This window comes from Bacillus zhangzhouensis (genome assembly GCF_000715205.1).
In the GTDB taxonomy this organism is placed as follows: domain Bacteria; phylum Bacillota; class Bacilli; order Bacillales; family Bacillaceae; genus Bacillus; species Bacillus zhangzhouensis.
In genome coordinates this window covers 91,191-106,388 of record NZ_JOTP01000002.1, presented here as the reverse complement: position 1 = coordinate 106,388, position 15,198 = coordinate 91,191, and the positions used below count along the sequence as shown (strand labels likewise).

Genomic DNA, 15,198 nt, shown 5'->3' with positions numbered 1-15,198 from the left:
CAAATCGAGGAGGAAAATTAATGTTACGCTCACTTTACTCAGGAATTAGCGGAATGAAAAACTTCCAAACGAAATTAGATGTTGTAGCCAATAACGTAGCCAACGTCAATACACACGGATACAAAAAAAGCCGTATCACTTTTAAAGATATGGTCAGCCAAACCATTTCAAGTTCTGGTGGACCGACGAACAACTCTGGTTCAATCAACTCAAAACAAGTTGGTTTAGGATCATCTTTATCTTCTATTGATAAAATCATGTCAGCAGGAGCTTCTCAAAATACGGATAAAGATTATGATTTCTACATCAATGGAGATGGATTTTTCCGTATTGAAAAACAAGGAGAAGTTCTTTATACCAGAGCAGGGAACTTTAATCGGGATTCAGAGGGAAGTTTAACCACTTCTGACGGAAATTACGTGCTTGGAATGAATGGACAAAAGATAACGATTCCAGATGGCATTTCAAGTGTAAGTATTGGTCCAGATGGAACAATATCTGTTGTTGAAAACAACGTATCTAGAAATGTTGGACAGGTTTCACTCGTATCTTTCAGTAACGCAGCAGGGTTAGACAAAGTCGGTGATAACCTATACCGCCAAACGTTAAGCTCGGGTGCACCAAGTAATCCTATCGTTCCTGGTGAACAAGGAACGGGCATCATTCAAACAGGTCGACTTGAAATGTCAAACGTTGATTTAACAGACGAGTTTACTGAAATGATAATCGCGCAGCGCGGATTCCAATCGAATGCAAAGACGATCACAACATCTGATGAAATCCTTCAAGAGCTTGTGAATCTGAAACGATAGGAGGTAGGGGGAGCGATTTATCGCTTCTCTGCTTAATATGATTGAAGTGACAAGATTAAATGGCAAAGGATTTATGCTGAACGCTCTCCATATCGAGCAAATCGAAAGCTTTCCAGACACGACCATTACATTAGCCAATGGAAAGAAATTCGTTGTGAAAGAAGATGAGAAGCAGATTCAGGAGAAAATCATTTCTTTCTACAGAAAAATCCAAGTCATTTCATTGAACCAAGGAATAGAGGAATTTGAATGAAGAAGAAATTAGTCGTAGTAATGCTAATCATGATTATTGCCATCGTCGGAATTGGAGCTGGCATCTTTTTTCTACTGAATGGGTCAGACGAAGCAAAAGCAGAAAAAGAGCCGACAGCAGATGAAGTCGCAAAAGCTTCTATTGAAATTCCTGAGATTATTACAAATTTAAAGTCTGAAGGAAATGCCGTCAAACTTGTACTAAACATTGAAACGGATTCTGAAAAAGCAAAAGAAGAGCTAGAAAAAAGAAGTTTCCAAGTGAAGGATGCCGTGATCGACATTTTATCAGACACGAATGCAGATGAACTTGATGGCAAAAAAGGCAGAGAATATTTTAAAACACTAGTCAAAAACAAAGTGAATAACTATTTGCAAGATGGCAAGGTGAAAGAAGTTTATATAACCTCCTTTAATCTGCAATAGAGGCGATTAATTGACACGATGGAGGTGAAGAAATGTCAGGAGAAGTGCTTTCCCAGAATGAGATCGACGCATTATTATCCGCCATATCTACAGGCGAAATGGATGCAGAAGAGCTGAAAAAAGAAGAAACGACGAAAAAAGTGAAGGTGTATGACTTTAAGCGTGCACTTCGCTTTTCAAAAGACCAGATTCGAAGTTTAACAAGGATTCACGATAACTTCGCTAGACTGCTCACCACGCATTTTTCAGCGCAGCTAAGATCATATATTCAAATTTCTGTCAGCTCGGTTGACCAAGTACCATACGAAGAATTTATTCGTTCGATTCCTAATATGACATTATTAAACTTATTTTATGTCAGCCCGCTTGAAGGAAGAATTATGCTTGAAGTGAATCCAACAATCGGCTATGCCATGATGGACAGGCTGATGGGCGGGATTGGCATTAGTCATAATAAGACAGAATCACTGACAGAAATCGAAACAAAGATTATCTCAAACATGTTTGAGGGAGCTTTGGAAAATTACAGAGAAGCGTGGCAGTCCATAACCGACATCGAGCCAGAGATGGCAGATTTCGAGGTAAATCCCCAGTTTGTTCAAATGGTGTCACCAAACGAAACAGTTGTCGTCATTTCTCTTAATACACAAGTTGGTGAGGTGAGCGGGGTTATTAACCTATGTATTCCTCACGTTGTATTAGAGCCTATTATTCCGAAGTTGTCTGTACACTACTGGATGCAGTCTGAACGAAATGAACCGAAACAAGAAGAAACAAAGGCCATTGAAAAACGGATTATGACGGCAAAAATACCGGTAGTCGCAGAGCTTGGACAATCGGAAATGACGGTGGAAGAGTTTTTGAATTTGGAAATTGGTGATTGTATTGCCTTGGACAAACCAGTAAATGCGCCTCTTACTGTTATGGTCGGAAATAAACCGAAATTCTTGGGACAGGCCGGCCGCGTGAATCGGAAACAGGCGATTCAAATTCTAGATCACGACATAAGAGGTGAAGAAGATGGAGAATAACGGAAGTAAATTATCACAAGATGAAATCGATGCGCTCCTTAAAGGAGGCAGCAATGACGATATAGAGCCTGATACACTCCTTTCTGCAATGGAACAAGATGCCATTGGGGAAATCGGAAATATTTCATTTGGTAGCTCTGCAACAGCACTTTCAACCCTATTAAATCAAAAAGTGGAGATTACGACTCCAACTGTCACAGTGATTCAAAAAAGCAAGCTGAATGAGGAGTTTCCTCATCCGTATGTCGCTATTGAAGTGAATTATACGGAAGGTTTTAGTGCAAGTAACCTGCTTGTCATCCAGCAAACAGATGCGGCAGTCATTGCAGACTTAATGATGGGCGGAGATGGAACAAATGCTGATCCGTCTTTAAGTGAAATTCACTTAAGTGCAGTGCAAGAAGCGATGAACCAAATGATGGGTTCTGCAGCGACATCTATGTCGACAGTCTTTAATAAAAAGATTGATATTTCTCCGCCGCGCGTCGAATTACTCGATGTGAAAGAAGGAGAAGGAACAGACAGAATTCCAGCTGAAGAAATGCTTGTCAAAGTGTCCTTTAGATTAACGATAGGTGAACTCATAGATTCAAATATTATGCAGCTTTACCCTATTACATTTGCGAAGGATTTAATCGCAGAATTAACAGTCCCGACGCAAGAAGAAGAGCCTGTTCAAGAAACACCAGTGAGCACACCTGAACCTCAGCAGGCAGCTCCGCAAGCACAGTCTGCTCCTGTGCAGCAAGCGGCACCGCCAAAAAGACAGGCGAAGCCAAAGCCAGCAGCACCTGTAAATGTGGCGCCAGTTGAATTTGAAGCGTTCAGTGAGCCTCAGCATACAACGAGCCAGCTAGGAAATCTCGATATGCTGATGGATATTCCGCTTTCCATTACGGTGGAACTTGGTAGAACCCAGCGCAGTGTGAAAGAAGTACTTGAACTTTCAGCTGGAAGTGTCATTGAACTGGACAAACTTGCGGGTGAGCCAGTCGACATTCTGGTTAACAAACGAATCGTTGCCAAAGGGGAAGTCGTTGTGATCGATGAGAACTTTGGTGTTCGTGTGACTGATATATTAAGTCAGTCAGAAAGACTATCTAATTTAAAATAAACAAACATATAGGGAGAGAATAAGTAAATGGCTACTAAGGTATTAATCGTAGATGATGCAGCATTCATGAGAATGATGATTAAGGATATTCTTGTAAAAAACGGATTTGATGTAGTAGGAGAAGCAGAAAACGGCGCACAAGCTGTTGAAAAATATAAAGAAACATCTCCTGATCTTGTGACAATGGATATCACAATGCCAGAAATGGATGGGATTACTGCGTTAAAAGAAATTAAACAAATTGATGCTTCTGCAAAAATCATTATGTGTTCTGCGATGGGACAACAATCGATGGTTATTGACGCCATTCAAGCAGGTGCAAAAGACTTTATCGTAAAGCCATTCCAAGCAGACCGTGTACTTGAAGCAATTAATAAAACGTTAGGCTAAAAAAGGGTGTAAGACTTGTTGAAAAAACGTTTGATATGTATAGCAATGATCAGTTTTATGCTTTTCTTGACGATGCAGCCTACCTCACTGTTCGCTGAAACGAAAGATCCTGAAAATGGCACAGTGAATGACTGGCTCAAAGATGAGAAAGAAAGCAAAAAGGATACAGAAAAGAAAACCACTGACAATCAAACGAATCCGGCAGAAGAAGTTCCCTCTTCTTCTGTCTCCATTATGGATTTTGTCAAAATGATTGGTGCCTTACTTTTTGTCATCCTGCTCATTTATGGACTGGTGAGATTTGTTGGTAAGCAAAATCGCTTACTCAAACCATTTCGCTATGTTGAAAATATTGGTGGAACCACGGTTGGCCAAAACCGTTCGGTCCAGCTTATCAAAGTGGGCAAGCGCGTACTAGTTGTCGGCGTAGCAGACTCAATCCAGCTGCTAAAAGAAATTGATGATGAACAAGAATGTGAAGCGATTGTGAAACAATACGAAGAAGCGATGGAAAGCAAGACGGATATTCCAAAAATAGTTCAAAAATTCACATCGCAGGTGAAGAAACATGACAAGACAACCACTTCTTCTTTTTCAGCCAATTTAAAGGCGCAGCTAGCAGAATTGAAAAAGACCCAATCAGAAGTCAGAAAGAAAGGCCCGAAACAAGATGAATGAGTTTATCGATTTATTTAATTCCAGCGGTGCAGGGAATATCAGCACGTCTGTCCGTCTTCTTTTACTTTTGACCGTATTTTCGGTTGCACCAGGCATTCTCATTTTAATGACGTGTTTTACACGGATTGTGATTGTCCTTTCATTCGTTAGAACATCACTTGCAACCAACTCAATGCCGCCAAACCAAGTGCTTGTTGGACTTGCTTTGTTTCTCACATTTTTTATTATGGCACCTACGTTCTCAGAGATAAATAAAGAGGCACTTACGCCGCTTTTAAATGATGACATTACGTTAAACCAGGCATATGAAAAAGCCGAAGTGCCAATCAAAGAGTTTATGAGTAAACATACGAGACAGAAAGATTTGGCTTTATTTCTTAGTTACGCAAAAATGGATACACCTGAATCGATTAAAGATATTCCATTAACGGCGATGGTGCCAGCTTTTGCAATTTCAGAATTAAAGACGGCATTTCAAATTGGTTTCATGATCTTTATTCCATTTTTAATTATTGACATGGTGGTCGCAAGTGTCCTGATGTCAATGGGGATGATGATGCTTCCGCCGGTTATGATATCGCTCCCTTTCAAAATATTGTTATTTGTTTTAGTCGATGGATGGTATTTGATTGTAAAATCCTTGCTGCAAAGCTTTTAGAGTAGGTGCTTAAAACATGAGTTCAGAATTTGTCATTACGATGGCTGAAAGATCAGTGTATGTTGTATTGCTTGTCAGCGGGCCGCTTCTAGCGCTCGCACTAATTGTGGGACTGATTGTCAGTGTGTTTCAGGCGACAACCCAAATTCAAGAACAAACGCTTGCGTTCATTCCTAAGATTGTTGCAGTGCTCATTGGGCTTGTTGTGTTTGGTCCGTGGATGCTTTCAACAATTGTGTCCTTTACGACAGAGCTGTTCTCGAATTTAGATCGATTTGCAGGTTAAACAGCGATGTCAATCATAGAATTATTCCCTGCTTTTCTTCTCGTTTTTATTCGGATCACCGCGTTTTTTGTGACAGTACCGCTTTTAGCGCATAGAGCGATACCTGCTGTACACAGAGTTGGCTTCTCACTGTTTTTAGCTGTCATCAGTTTTAGCACGATTAAAGAACCGCCAGCGCTCGACATAGACGGTCTTTATATGATGCTTGCGGTGAAAGAAGCAATGGTCGGACTTCTTCTTGGGCTGATTGCATATATCATGGTGTCCGCTGTTCAAATTGCCGGCTCGTTCATTGACTTTCAAATGGGTTTTGCGATCGCCAATATTATTGATCCGCAAACAGGGGCGCAAACGCCGCTGATGGGGCAGTTTTTTTATACGGTCACACTGCTATTGATGCTTGCGACGAATGCACATCACCTGCTGCTTGATGGGATATATTACAGCTTTCAATATATTGCAGTTGATCAGTACGCGCTGAATTTTGGCAGTGAATCCTTTGCTTACTTTATCGCAAAGAGCTTCAACGAAATGTTCATCATTGCCTTTCAAATCTCGGCACCTGTTGTGGCAAGTTTGTTTTTAGTCGATTTGGCATTAGGGATTGTAGCACGTACGGTTCCACAAATGAACGTATTCGTTGTCGGACTTCCTATTAAAATGGGTGTGAGTTTTATTATGATCATCATCTGTATGGGCGTAATCTTCGGAGTCGTCCAAAATACATTTGAAACGATTGTGCTCACCATGAGGAATTTCTTAGCATTGGTCGGTGGATCGTCATGATGACAAAGCTTAGACTAGACTTACAATTTTTCGCAGGTGAAAAAACAGAAAAAGCTACACCGAAAAAAAGACGGGATTCGCGTAAAAAAGGGCAGGTTGCCAAAAGTACCGACGTCAATACAGCCATCTCATTTCTACTAATCTTTTTATCATTCTTTTTTATTGGGCCTTTTATGAAAGAGCGTATTATTGCGCTCATTGAACGTTTTTATTCAACAACAATGCTAATGAAGGTTAGCACATCTAATATTCATCAACTATTCTTGGAATTGCTTCAAGAAACAGGACTCCTCCTCATGCCGATTCTTGGTGTTGGTATGCTGGCGGGTATCCTCAGTAACTATTTACAAGTCGGATTTCTCTTTTCGCCAGAAGTAATCAAACCGAAATTAGAAAAGCTCGATCCAATCAAAGGGTTTAAACGAATATACAGTATTCGAGCCCTCGTAGAGCTATTAAAATCCATTCTGAAAATTGGTTTTATTGGTTTTGCGACATTTATTGCACTTTGGATGCACTTTGACGAAATCCTGCGGCTCCCTCTATTAACAGCGGAGGAAACCCTGCATTTCGTCGCAAATATGACCTTGATTATGGGTCTATATGCAGCAGGTGCTCTTCTGGTCTTAGCAGGGCTTGATTATATGTATCAGAAATTTGATTATGAAAAAAACTTACGGATGTCTAAACAAGACATCAAAGATGAGTATAAAAAATCAGAGGGTGACCCTCTCATAAAATCAAAGATTAAACAGCGCCAGCGGGAAATGGCCATGAGACGGATGATGCAGGAAGTCCCAAAAGCGGACGTCATCATTACAAACCCAACCCACTACGCAATTGCCTTGAAATATGACGAAGAAAAGATGGATGCGCCCTTTGTTGTGGCAAAGGGAACAGATATTTTGGCTATGAAAATTAGAACGATTGCGAAAGAGCACGATATCATGACCGTAGAAAACCGGCCGCTAGCTCGTGCACTATATGATCAGGTCGATATTAATCAAGCGGTGCCAGAAGAATACTTTAAGGCCATCGCAGAAATTTTAGCTTACGTATATAAAACGAAACAAAAGATTTTATGAATTTTTGGTTTTAAAAGGAGAGAACAGGCATGTCAGCAAGAGATTTATCTGTTTTATTCAGTGTTATTTTAATTGTGGCGATGCTGGTCATACCGTTTCCGCCCATTCTATTAAGTATTTTAATCATTATTAATATTTCTCTTGCGCTTATCGTGCTTCTCACCACAATGAACATGCAAGAACCACTTCAATTTTCGATTTTTCCATCATTGCTTTTGCTCTTAACGCTGTTTCGCTTAGGGCTTAACATCTCTACAACACGTTCTATCCTATCAACAGGAGATGCTGGAAAGGTTGTAGAAACGTTTGGTTCATTTGTTGTTGGAGGAAATATACTCGTTGGTCTGGTTGTCTTCCTTATCTTGATCATCATTCAGTTTATTGTCATCACAAAAGGGGCTGAGCGTGTATCAGAGGTTGCTGCAAGATTTACACTTGATGCGATGCCAGGTAAACAGATGAGTATTGACGCAGATTTAAATGCAGGAATGCTGACTGAAAGTGAAGCGAGAAATCGCCGTGAAAAAGTATCGAGAGAGGCAGACTTTTATGGTGCGATGGATGGTGCAAGTAAGTTCGTCAAAGGGGATGCCATCGCAGGTATTATCATCGTCATTATCAATATTATTTTTGGAATCATTATTGGGATGCTTCAGCAAGGAATGTCGATTCAAGAATCAGCTTCCCACTTTACGCTATTAACGGTAGGGGACGGGATTGTTTCACAAATTCCTGCACTCCTCATTTCAACAGCGACAGGGATTGTCGTCACGAGGGCTGCTTCTAACGGAAACCTTGGTTCTGACATTACTAGTCAGCTCTTTGCATTCCCAGCTATGCTTTACGTCACAGCAGGCACGATCTTCCTTCTTGGTTTGTTTACTCCTATTGGCATACTTTTGACAGGACCAATCGCAGGTTTACTTGCACTCGGGGCATACATGATGTCGAAAAACAAACAGGATCAAGAAGAAATTGAAGAGGTGCTGGAGGAACAGGCTGAGGTAGAAGAGATGAAAAGTCCAGAAAGCGTCATTCATCTTCTGCAAATGGATGCCATTGAATTTGAATTCGGCTATGGTCTGATTCCGCTCGCTGATGCAAATCAGGGCGGTGACCTGCTAGATCGAATTGTGATGATCCGAAGGCAGCTTGCCCTCGAGCTAGGCCTTGTCATTCCAGTTGTCCGAATTCGAGACAACATTGCACTTAACCCAAATGAATACCGGCTGAAAATTAAAGGGAACGAAGTGGCAAAAGGTGAGCTGCTGCTTGATCACTACTTAGCGATGTCCCCTACGCCTGATGATGATCCGATTGAAGGAATTGAAACGATCGAACCATCCTTTGGCTTGCCGGCTAAATGGATATCAGAAGCAGAAAAAGACCAGGCTGAAATGCTTGGCTATACGGTTGTGGATCCGGCATCTGTTGTATCTACTCACATCACAGAGAAGATTAGACAAAACACACACGAACTGCTCGGACGCCAAGAAACGAAGCAATTAATCGATCATCTTAAAGAAAGTTATCCTGTCTTAGTGGATGAGGTGACACCAAATCCGCTAGCAGTCGGTGATATCCAAAAGGTACTGGCAAAGCTGTTGAAAGAAAAGGTCTCTATTCGAAACCTTGTGACCATTTTTGAGACGCTTGCAGACTATGGAAAATTAACGACTGATACAGATTTGTTAACGGAGTATGTCAGACAGGCACTGGCAAGACAGATTACTGCACAGTATGCAAGAGAGAATGAATCATTGAAAGTCGTGACATGCTCAGGCCGAGTTGAAAAGGTGATTGCTGACAGCGTACAGCAGACAGAGCACGGTAACTACTTATCATTAGATCCAGAGTCCTCTGAAAGTGTGATTCAATCAGTGGCTAGAGAAATTGAACAGCTTTCGCTTCGTCAGGAAACGCCGGTTCTATTATGCTCACCTCCTATAAGAATGTACGTCAAGCAGTTGTTAGAAAGATATTTTCCAGAATTACCGGTACTATCATATAACGAACTAGAAGCAAATGTGGAAGTACAGAGCATCGGAGTGGTGGATATCTAATGAAAATGAAAAAAATCACAGCGAATTCTATGCAGGAGGCAACGATTCAAATTAGGCAGCAGCTTGGGAAAGATGCCGTCATTTTAAATTCGAAAACCGTTGTCAAACGAAAGCTGTTCGGATTAAAAAAACAACAAATGGTCGAAGTGATTGCGGTGCTGGATCAAGATTTTGAAGAAAGAGCTGGTAAAGGCCTAAACCCACCGGCTCCTATCCCGGTGTTACCGAAAAAGGAGCCGGTTCAAAAGCAGCCCGAAGAGCCATCCTTTGCTCCTGAGGCAGTCAAAGCAGTTCCCCCTCATTCTCAGCCTTTAGAATATGCAAGAAACGAGCGGCATGCTGGGATTTTACCTGATTCTCTTATGGCAGTCGATCGAAAGCTAAAGGATCAAGGTCTTGATGATGCGATACGAGATGAGTGCTTAAAGGGTCTTTTAACGAAGGGTGCTGTCAAGGAAGATCAAATTAAAAAAGAACTTGAAAAACTGCTCACAGAGATGCTGCCAGCTCACACCTCTGATGAGCCGATGATTCGTTCGAAATATATTGTGCTGTTTGGTTCAACGGGCGCTGGTAAAACGACAACGATTGCAAAGCTGGCTGCCAAAACGGCTATTCAACAGCAAAAGAACATCGCTTTTATTACAACGGATACGTACCGAATTGCAGCGATCGAACAACTGAAAACATATGCTGAACTGCTGAATGCGCCGCTTGAGGTTTGCTATTCAAGAGAGGATTTTGTGAAAGCGCAGCAGACCTTTAAAGATTATGATCATATTTTCATAGACACAGCAGGCCGTAACTTTAAAGAAGAAGCGTATATCAAAGAGCTGACAGATATTATTCCTTTTGATAAAAGCATTCAAAGTTTCCTCGTCATGAGTGCGACGTCGAAGTATCAGGACATGAACGCCATGGTCAAACGTTTTGAACATGTTCCAATTCATCAATTCATTTTTACAAAAGTAGATGAAACAGACACGATGGGAACGATCTTTCAAATCATTGCAGAATCCCAAATTGGGCTCGGCTTTTTAACAAATGGTCAAAATGTACCTGAGGATATTCTTGAGGGCTCTCCTCTTGAATTAACAAGGATGGTCTTACAATGATGAAGCCTGACCAAGCGGAAGGTCTAAGAAAACTTGTTCAACAGAGTCAAACGATAACACTGGCCCCTCTTAGCGTAAGCGGACAGGCAAAAACCATTGCAGTCATGAGCGGTAAAGGCGGAGTAGGCAAATCGAATTTGACGCTGAACATGGCACTGTCTATTGCTAGTGCAGGCAAGCGAGTGTTAGTCATCGACCTTGATTTTGGCATGGGGAATATTGATATTTTATTAGGGAAAACATCGACTAGCTCTATATTAGATGTTCTCGTCAGGAAGAAATCTTTCCAAGCGGCCATGACAAAAGGAACTGACAATCTTTATTACATTTCTGGCGGAAGTGGACTTGAACAGCTGTTTTCTTTAGATAAAGACCAATGGTCATTCTTTCTGGAGGAGATGGAGAGAATGATGCGTGATTTCGATTGTATATTCTTTGATATGGGTGCAGGCTTGTCAAAAGATCAACTGCCTTTTGTCTTATCGGCAGGAGAAGTAGTGGTCGTGACAACACCAGAACCAACATCCATCATGGATGCCTACAGCGCGATTAAACACTTAGCCATTCATCAGTTTGAGCAGTCAGTGCAAATCATTGTTAACCGGTGTAAAACCCCGTCAGAAGGTTCTGAAACCTACCGGAAATTAGCAGGAGTGGTTACATCATTTCTACACAGAAAGCTTGTGTTTGCTGGTGCTGTGCCTGATGATCCTGCGGTTCCTAAAGCAGTAGCGGAACAAATTCCGTTTTATATCAAGCAGCCTCATTCAAGGCTGAGTAAAACAATTAAAATGCTGGCAGAAACACTGTATCATCAGCAGATAAGAGAGGCACGGAGAGAGCAGCATACGTTTATAGATAAGTTGTCCTCTTTTTTTAGAAGGAGGAAGGTGGACTCATGATTAGAGTGCTTGTAGTAGATGACTCGGCCTTTATGCGAAAGCTCATTAGTGATTTCCTAAGTGCCGAGCAAGGAATTGAAGTCGTCGGAACGGCGCGAAATGGGGAAGATGCCTTAAAACGGATCAAGGAATTGAATCCAGATGTTGTCACATTAGATGTGGAAATGCCTGTTTTAAATGGAACAGAAGCATTAAAACAAATTCTGGCTGAACACGACCTTGCCGTGATTATGGTGTCAAGCCAGACAAAGCAAGGGAAGGACTTAACCATCCATTGCTTAGAACTCGGTGCTTTTGACTTCGTGACAAAGCCTTCAGGAAGTATTTCGCTCGATTTACACAAAGTAAGAGGTCAAATTGTAGAGCGGGTACTTGCAGCAGGCCTGTCTAGGAAACGCACTGAGAAACAGGTTTCTCCTAAGCCTGTCATGAAGCCGCCAAGTCCAGTGGCTGTTCCCCGTCTGCAAGAAGTAAAAAGCGGCTCACTTCGAAAGATTATTTCAATCGGAACATCTACGGGAGGGCCAAGGGCGCTTCAACGAGTCGTCACGAAGCTGCCAAAGGACATAGAGGCGCCGATTTTGATAGTGCAGCATATGCCGGCAGGATTTACGGCATCACTTGCTACGAGGTTAGACCAGCTATCACAAATTTCGATTAAAGAAGCACAAGATGGAGACATCGCTAAAAATGGAGTGGCTTACATAGCTCCTGGTGGAATGAATATGTCACTTCATGAACAAGGAGCGTCTTTAGTGATCAGGCTGTCCCCAGAAGACACTGACAGCCGGCACAAACCTTCTGTTAACTATTTATTTGAATCCATCAGTAACATAAAAGGTTACGAGAAAATTGCTGTCATTATGACGGGGATGGGTAGTGACGGCACAGAAGGTGTCAAAAAAATGGTCGCAAGCGGTCATACAAAAGTTATTGCAGAAAAAGAAGAATCATGTGTTGTTTTCGGAATGCCTAAATCAGTCATTAAAGCAGGTCTTGCACATGAAACAAGGCATGTGGATGACATCGCACATGCAATTATAAGCTCCATGAAAAAAGAGAGGGCGTGAACACGTTGGATGTAAACCAATACTTAGATATCTTTTTAGATGAAAGCAGAGAACACTTACAAACTTGTAATGAAAAACTTCTCGAATTAGAAAAGAACCCAACCGACCTGCAGTTGGTGAATGATATTTTCAGAGCGGCTCATACATTGAAAGGCATGAGTGCAACGATGGGCTATGCTGATATGGCTCAGCTGACGCATCACTTAGAAAACATGTTTGATGCCATCAGAAATGAACAAATGATTGTTACTCCTGAGTCAATGGATACGATGTTTGAAGCACTAGACCACCTTGAAGCAATGGTTCAATCGATTGCAGAAGGCGGGGACGGGAAACGTGATGTCACAGAGATTAGTAAAAAGCTAGACGTGACAGGAAGCCATGCGGAGGCTGCTTCTAGCGTTGAGACAGCTGATGCATCAGCTCCTGCCGCTAACGACTTAGACTATAATGAATTTGAACGAACAGTTCTTGATGAAGCAAGAGAACAAGGCTTTAAATGCTATGAGCTGACTGTGACATTAAGCGAAGCATGCTTATTAAAAGCAGTTCGTGTCTATATGATTTTTGAAAGACTCAATGAAGCAGGCGAGGTCGTCAAAACGGTTCCGAATGCAGAACTTTTAGAATCAGAAGATTTCGAATCCGAATTCAGTATTTCTTATCTATCTAAACAGCCGATGGACGAAGTGAAGAAAATCGTGATGGCGATCTCAGAGGTTGAAAATGTTGAGATCTCTGAAGGCTCCGCATTTGAAGAAGCTGTCCCAGCTGAAAAACTAGAAGCAAAACCTGAACAGAAAAAAGAAGAAGTATCCGTGCCTGCTGCTAAAGCGTCAGCAAACGATGCGCCAAAAGCAAATGGCAATAACGGTGCAGCTGCCGGCGGCACGAAAACGATTCGTGTCAACATTGATCGTCTGGATTCTCTTATGAATCTATTTGAAGAACTGGTTATTGATAGAGGACGTTTAGAACAGATTGCCAAAGAGCTTGAAAATAACGAACTCACTGATACGGTCGAAAGAATGACACGTATTTCAGGCGACCTGCAATCGATCATCCTGAACATGAGAATGGTACCTGTAGAAACTGTGTTTAACAGGTTCCCGCGTATGATTCGTCAATTGACGAAAGAGCTCAATAAAAAAATTGAACTGATCATTGAAGGCGCTGATACTGAGCTTGATCGAACAGTGATCGACGAGATTGGAGATCCGCTCTTACACTTACTCAGAAACAGTCTAGATCACGGGATTGAATCGCCAGAAGAACGTGTGAAAAAAGGCAAGCCAGAAAAAGGAACCGTTCTATTAAAGGCTTATCATAGTGGAAACCACGTCTTCATTGAAGTAGAAGATGACGGTGGTGGGATTAACCGTAAAAAGGTGCTTGAAAAAGCACTAGAGCGCGGTGTTATTACAGAAAGAGAAGCAGAAACCATTGAAGATCATCAAATTGATTCATTGATCTTTGCAGCAGGATTCTCTACAGCTGATGAGATATCTGACATCTCAGGCCGCGGTGTAGGTCTTGACGTCGTGAAAAACAAGCTGGAATCATTGGGAGGTTCTGTGAGCATCAACTCAACAGAAGGACAGGGCTCATTGTTCTCTATCCAGCTTCCGCTTACATTGTCAATTATTTCCGTTCTTCTTGTGAAACTGGAAGAGGAAACATTTGCGATTCCGATTTCTTCTATTATTGAAACGGCTGTGATTAAGAAAAGCGACATCCTTCAAACGCATGATCGTGAAGTAATTGATTTCCGCGGATTTATCGTACCGGTTGTGTACCTGAAGAAACAATTCCACGTACCAAATGCGAATGAATTAGAGGAAGAACTGCACATCATCGTTGTTCGTAAAGGAGACAAGCTGACAGCATTTGTGGTCGATTCATTCATTGGTCAGCAAGAGGTTGTATTGAAATCACTAGGAGATTATTTACCAAACGTGTTTGCGATATCGGGCGCAACAATCCTAGGTGACGGTCAGGTTGCACTCATCGTTGACTGTAATGCACTGATCAAGTAAAAAACAATAGAGGAGCGGTCTGAAATGAGTACAGATATCAAAACTGGCGAAAAGATGATTGTGTTTATCGTAAACAAAAAAGAATACGCCATTTCAGTATCAGAAGTAAAGTCCATTGAAAAATGGCAGCAGCCGACAAGAATTCCTGGCGTTGCCCCTTATATATGCGGCGTCATTAATCTGCGTGGTGTGGTGACACCTGTCATCGACCTTAGAGTTAGACTTGGATCTACTGACAACGAGATTACAGATGAAACTAGAATGATTATTGTACAGGTTGGTGACATTGAAGTCGGCTGGGTTGTTGATGAAGCAAATGATGTCATTACAGTCCATCAGGAAGAAGTAGAATCTTCTCCTGATTCAGCTGAAAAAGAAGGACAATCATGGGTGATTGGTATCATTAAGCATGATCAGCGTCTATTTAATATCATTCATGCTGGTGCTGTCCTCGATAAGAGCGTTCAAGATGCACCTGTTCATTAAGGGGGATG

17 protein-coding genes are annotated in these 15,198 nt (G+C 41.7%); all 17 read left to right on the top strand.

Translation table 11 applies throughout. The features are described 5' to 3' along the window. Window positions 1–20: 20 nt before the first annotated feature. Genes flgG through BA70_RS02335 form a run of 17 tightly spaced genes read left to right on the top strand, consistent with a single transcriptional unit; the run spans window position 21 to window position 15,190 of the window. Window positions 21–812, top strand: coding sequence for a flagellar basal body rod protein FlgG (flgG, locus tag BA70_RS02415; RefSeq protein ID WP_034317733.1), 792 nt, complete (start codon window positions 21–23; stop codon window positions 810–812). Between the two features lie 37 nt (window positions 813–849). Further along, on the top strand, window positions 850–1,065 hold the full coding sequence (gene swrD, locus BA70_RS02410; protein WP_034317730.1) for a swarming motility protein SwrD: 216 nt from the start codon (window positions 850–852) through the stop codon (window positions 1,063–1,065). After that, window positions 1,062–1,490 (top strand): flagellar basal body-associated protein FliL, encoded by a 429-nt coding sequence (fliL, locus tag BA70_RS02405; RefSeq protein WP_034317727.1) that lies wholly within the window; start codon window positions 1,062–1,064, stop codon window positions 1,488–1,490. The genes swrD and fliL overlap by 4 nt, the downstream gene beginning before the upstream one ends. 32 nt (window positions 1,491–1,522) lie before the next feature. Continuing rightward, window positions 1,523–2,521, top strand: a complete 999-nt coding sequence (gene fliM, locus BA70_RS02400) for a flagellar motor switch protein FliM (protein ID WP_034317724.1) — start codon at window positions 1,523–1,525, stop codon at window positions 2,519–2,521. Beyond that, window positions 2,511–3,635, top strand: a complete 1,125-nt coding sequence (gene fliY, locus BA70_RS02395; protein ID WP_034317721.1) for a flagellar motor switch phosphatase FliY — start codon at window positions 2,511–2,513, stop codon at window positions 3,633–3,635. The genes fliM and fliY overlap by 11 nt, the downstream gene beginning before the upstream one ends. A gap of 27 nt (window positions 3,636–3,662) precedes the next feature. Then, a complete protein-coding gene (locus tag BA70_RS02390; RefSeq protein ID WP_007499584.1) occupies window positions 3,663–4,025 on the top strand; it encodes a response regulator in 363 nt (120 codons plus the stop codon). 18 nt (window positions 4,026–4,043) lie between these two features. Beyond that, on the top strand, window positions 4,044–4,703 hold the full coding sequence (fliZ, locus tag BA70_RS02385; RefSeq protein ID WP_034317719.1) for a flagella biosynthesis regulatory protein FliZ: 660 nt from the start codon (window positions 4,044–4,046) through the stop codon (window positions 4,701–4,703). Further along, window positions 4,696–5,361, top strand: coding sequence for a flagellar type III secretion system pore protein FliP (gene fliP, locus BA70_RS02380; protein WP_007499580.1), 666 nt, complete (start codon window positions 4,696–4,698; stop codon window positions 5,359–5,361). Before fliZ ends, fliP begins: the two co-directional genes overlap by 8 nt. Before the next feature lie 16 nt (window positions 5,362–5,377). Further along, window positions 5,378–5,647, top strand: coding sequence for a flagellar biosynthesis protein FliQ (fliQ, locus tag BA70_RS02375; protein ID WP_003211206.1), 270 nt, complete (start codon window positions 5,378–5,380; stop codon window positions 5,645–5,647). 6 nt (window positions 5,648–5,653) lie between these two features. Further along, complete coding sequence (fliR, locus tag BA70_RS02370) at window positions 5,654–6,433, top strand: flagellar biosynthetic protein FliR (RefSeq protein ID WP_034317716.1); 780 nt, start codon at window positions 5,654–5,656, stop codon at window positions 6,431–6,433. Further along, the gene (gene flhB / locus BA70_RS02365) at window positions 6,430–7,518 is read left to right on the top strand and encodes a flagellar biosynthesis protein FlhB (RefSeq protein ID WP_034317712.1); all 1,089 of its coding nucleotides are present in this window, start codon (window positions 6,430–6,432) and stop codon (window positions 7,516–7,518) included. The genes fliR and flhB overlap by 4 nt, the downstream gene beginning before the upstream one ends. Window positions 7,519–7,547: 29 nt before the next feature. Beyond that, a complete protein-coding gene (flhA, locus tag BA70_RS02360; protein WP_034317709.1) occupies window positions 7,548–9,581 on the top strand; it encodes a flagellar biosynthesis protein FlhA in 2,034 nt (677 codons plus the stop codon). Beyond that, window positions 9,581–10,696 carry a flagellar biosynthesis GTPase FlhF gene (flhF, locus tag BA70_RS02355; RefSeq protein ID WP_034317707.1) on the top strand — a complete coding sequence of 372 codons (1,116 nt, stop codon included), beginning with the start codon at window positions 9,581–9,583 and terminating at the stop codon, window positions 10,694–10,696. The genes flhA and flhF overlap by 1 nt, the downstream gene beginning before the upstream one ends. After that, window positions 10,693–11,598: a MinD/ParA family protein gene (locus tag BA70_RS02350; RefSeq protein ID WP_034317705.1), complete on the top strand. Its 906-nt coding sequence runs from the start codon at window positions 10,693–10,695 to the stop codon at window positions 11,596–11,598. Before flhF ends, BA70_RS02350 begins: the two co-directional genes overlap by 4 nt. Then, window positions 11,595–12,668, top strand: a complete 1,074-nt coding sequence (locus tag BA70_RS02345) for a protein-glutamate methylesterase/protein-glutamine glutaminase (protein ID WP_034317702.1) — start codon at window positions 11,595–11,597, stop codon at window positions 12,666–12,668. Before BA70_RS02350 ends, BA70_RS02345 begins: the two co-directional genes overlap by 4 nt. A 5-nt stretch (window positions 12,669–12,673) precedes the next feature. Then, window positions 12,674–14,704 carry a chemotaxis protein CheA gene (locus tag BA70_RS02340; protein ID WP_034317696.1) on the top strand — a complete coding sequence of 677 codons (2,031 nt, stop codon included), beginning with the start codon at window positions 12,674–12,676 and terminating at the stop codon, window positions 14,702–14,704. 24 nt (window positions 14,705–14,728) lie between these two features. Beyond that, window positions 14,729–15,190 (top strand): chemotaxis protein CheW, encoded by a 462-nt coding sequence (locus BA70_RS02335; protein ID WP_034317693.1) that lies wholly within the window; start codon window positions 14,729–14,731, stop codon window positions 15,188–15,190. The last annotated feature ends 8 nt before the right edge of the window (window positions 15,191–15,198 follow it).

Excerpts from the sequence above, each read along its gene's own strand:
- fliY (WP_034317721.1), top strand. The coding sequence starts at position 2,511 with ATGGAGAATAACGGAAGTAAATTATCACAAGATGAAATCGATGCGCTC.
- BA70_RS02390 (WP_007499584.1), top strand. The coding sequence starts at position 3,663 with ATGGCTACTAAGGTATTAATCGTAGATGATGCAGCATTCATGAGAATG.
- flhF (WP_034317707.1), top strand. The coding sequence starts at position 9,581 with ATGAAAATGAAAAAAATCACAGCGAATTCTATGCAGGAGGCAACGATT.
- fliQ (WP_003211206.1), top strand. The coding sequence starts at position 5,378 with ATGAGTTCAGAATTTGTCATTACGATGGCTGAAAGATCAGTGTATGTT.
- flhA (WP_034317709.1), top strand. The coding sequence starts at position 7,548 with ATGTCAGCAAGAGATTTATCTGTTTTATTCAGTGTTATTTTAATTGTG.
- flgG (WP_034317733.1), top strand. The coding sequence starts at position 21 with ATGTTACGCTCACTTTACTCAGGAATTAGCGGAATGAAAAACTTCCAA.
- fliR (WP_034317716.1), top strand. The coding sequence starts at position 5,654 with ATGTCAATCATAGAATTATTCCCTGCTTTTCTTCTCGTTTTTATTCGG.
- fliL (WP_034317727.1), top strand. The coding sequence starts at position 1,062 with ATGAAGAAGAAATTAGTCGTAGTAATGCTAATCATGATTATTGCCATC.
- BA70_RS02345 (WP_034317702.1), top strand. The coding sequence starts at position 11,595 with ATGATTAGAGTGCTTGTAGTAGATGACTCGGCCTTTATGCGAAAGCTC.
- fliM (WP_034317724.1), top strand. The coding sequence starts at position 1,523 with ATGTCAGGAGAAGTGCTTTCCCAGAATGAGATCGACGCATTATTATCC.
- BA70_RS02335 (WP_034317693.1), top strand. The coding sequence starts at position 14,729 with ATGAGTACAGATATCAAAACTGGCGAAAAGATGATTGTGTTTATCGTA.
- fliP (WP_007499580.1), top strand. The coding sequence starts at position 4,696 with ATGAATGAGTTTATCGATTTATTTAATTCCAGCGGTGCAGGGAATATC.
- flhB (WP_034317712.1), top strand. The coding sequence starts at position 6,430 with ATGATGACAAAGCTTAGACTAGACTTACAATTTTTCGCAGGTGAAAAA.
- BA70_RS02350 (WP_034317705.1), top strand. The coding sequence starts at position 10,693 with ATGATGAAGCCTGACCAAGCGGAAGGTCTAAGAAAACTTGTTCAACAG.
- swrD (WP_034317730.1), top strand. The coding sequence starts at position 850 with ATGATTGAAGTGACAAGATTAAATGGCAAAGGATTTATGCTGAACGCT.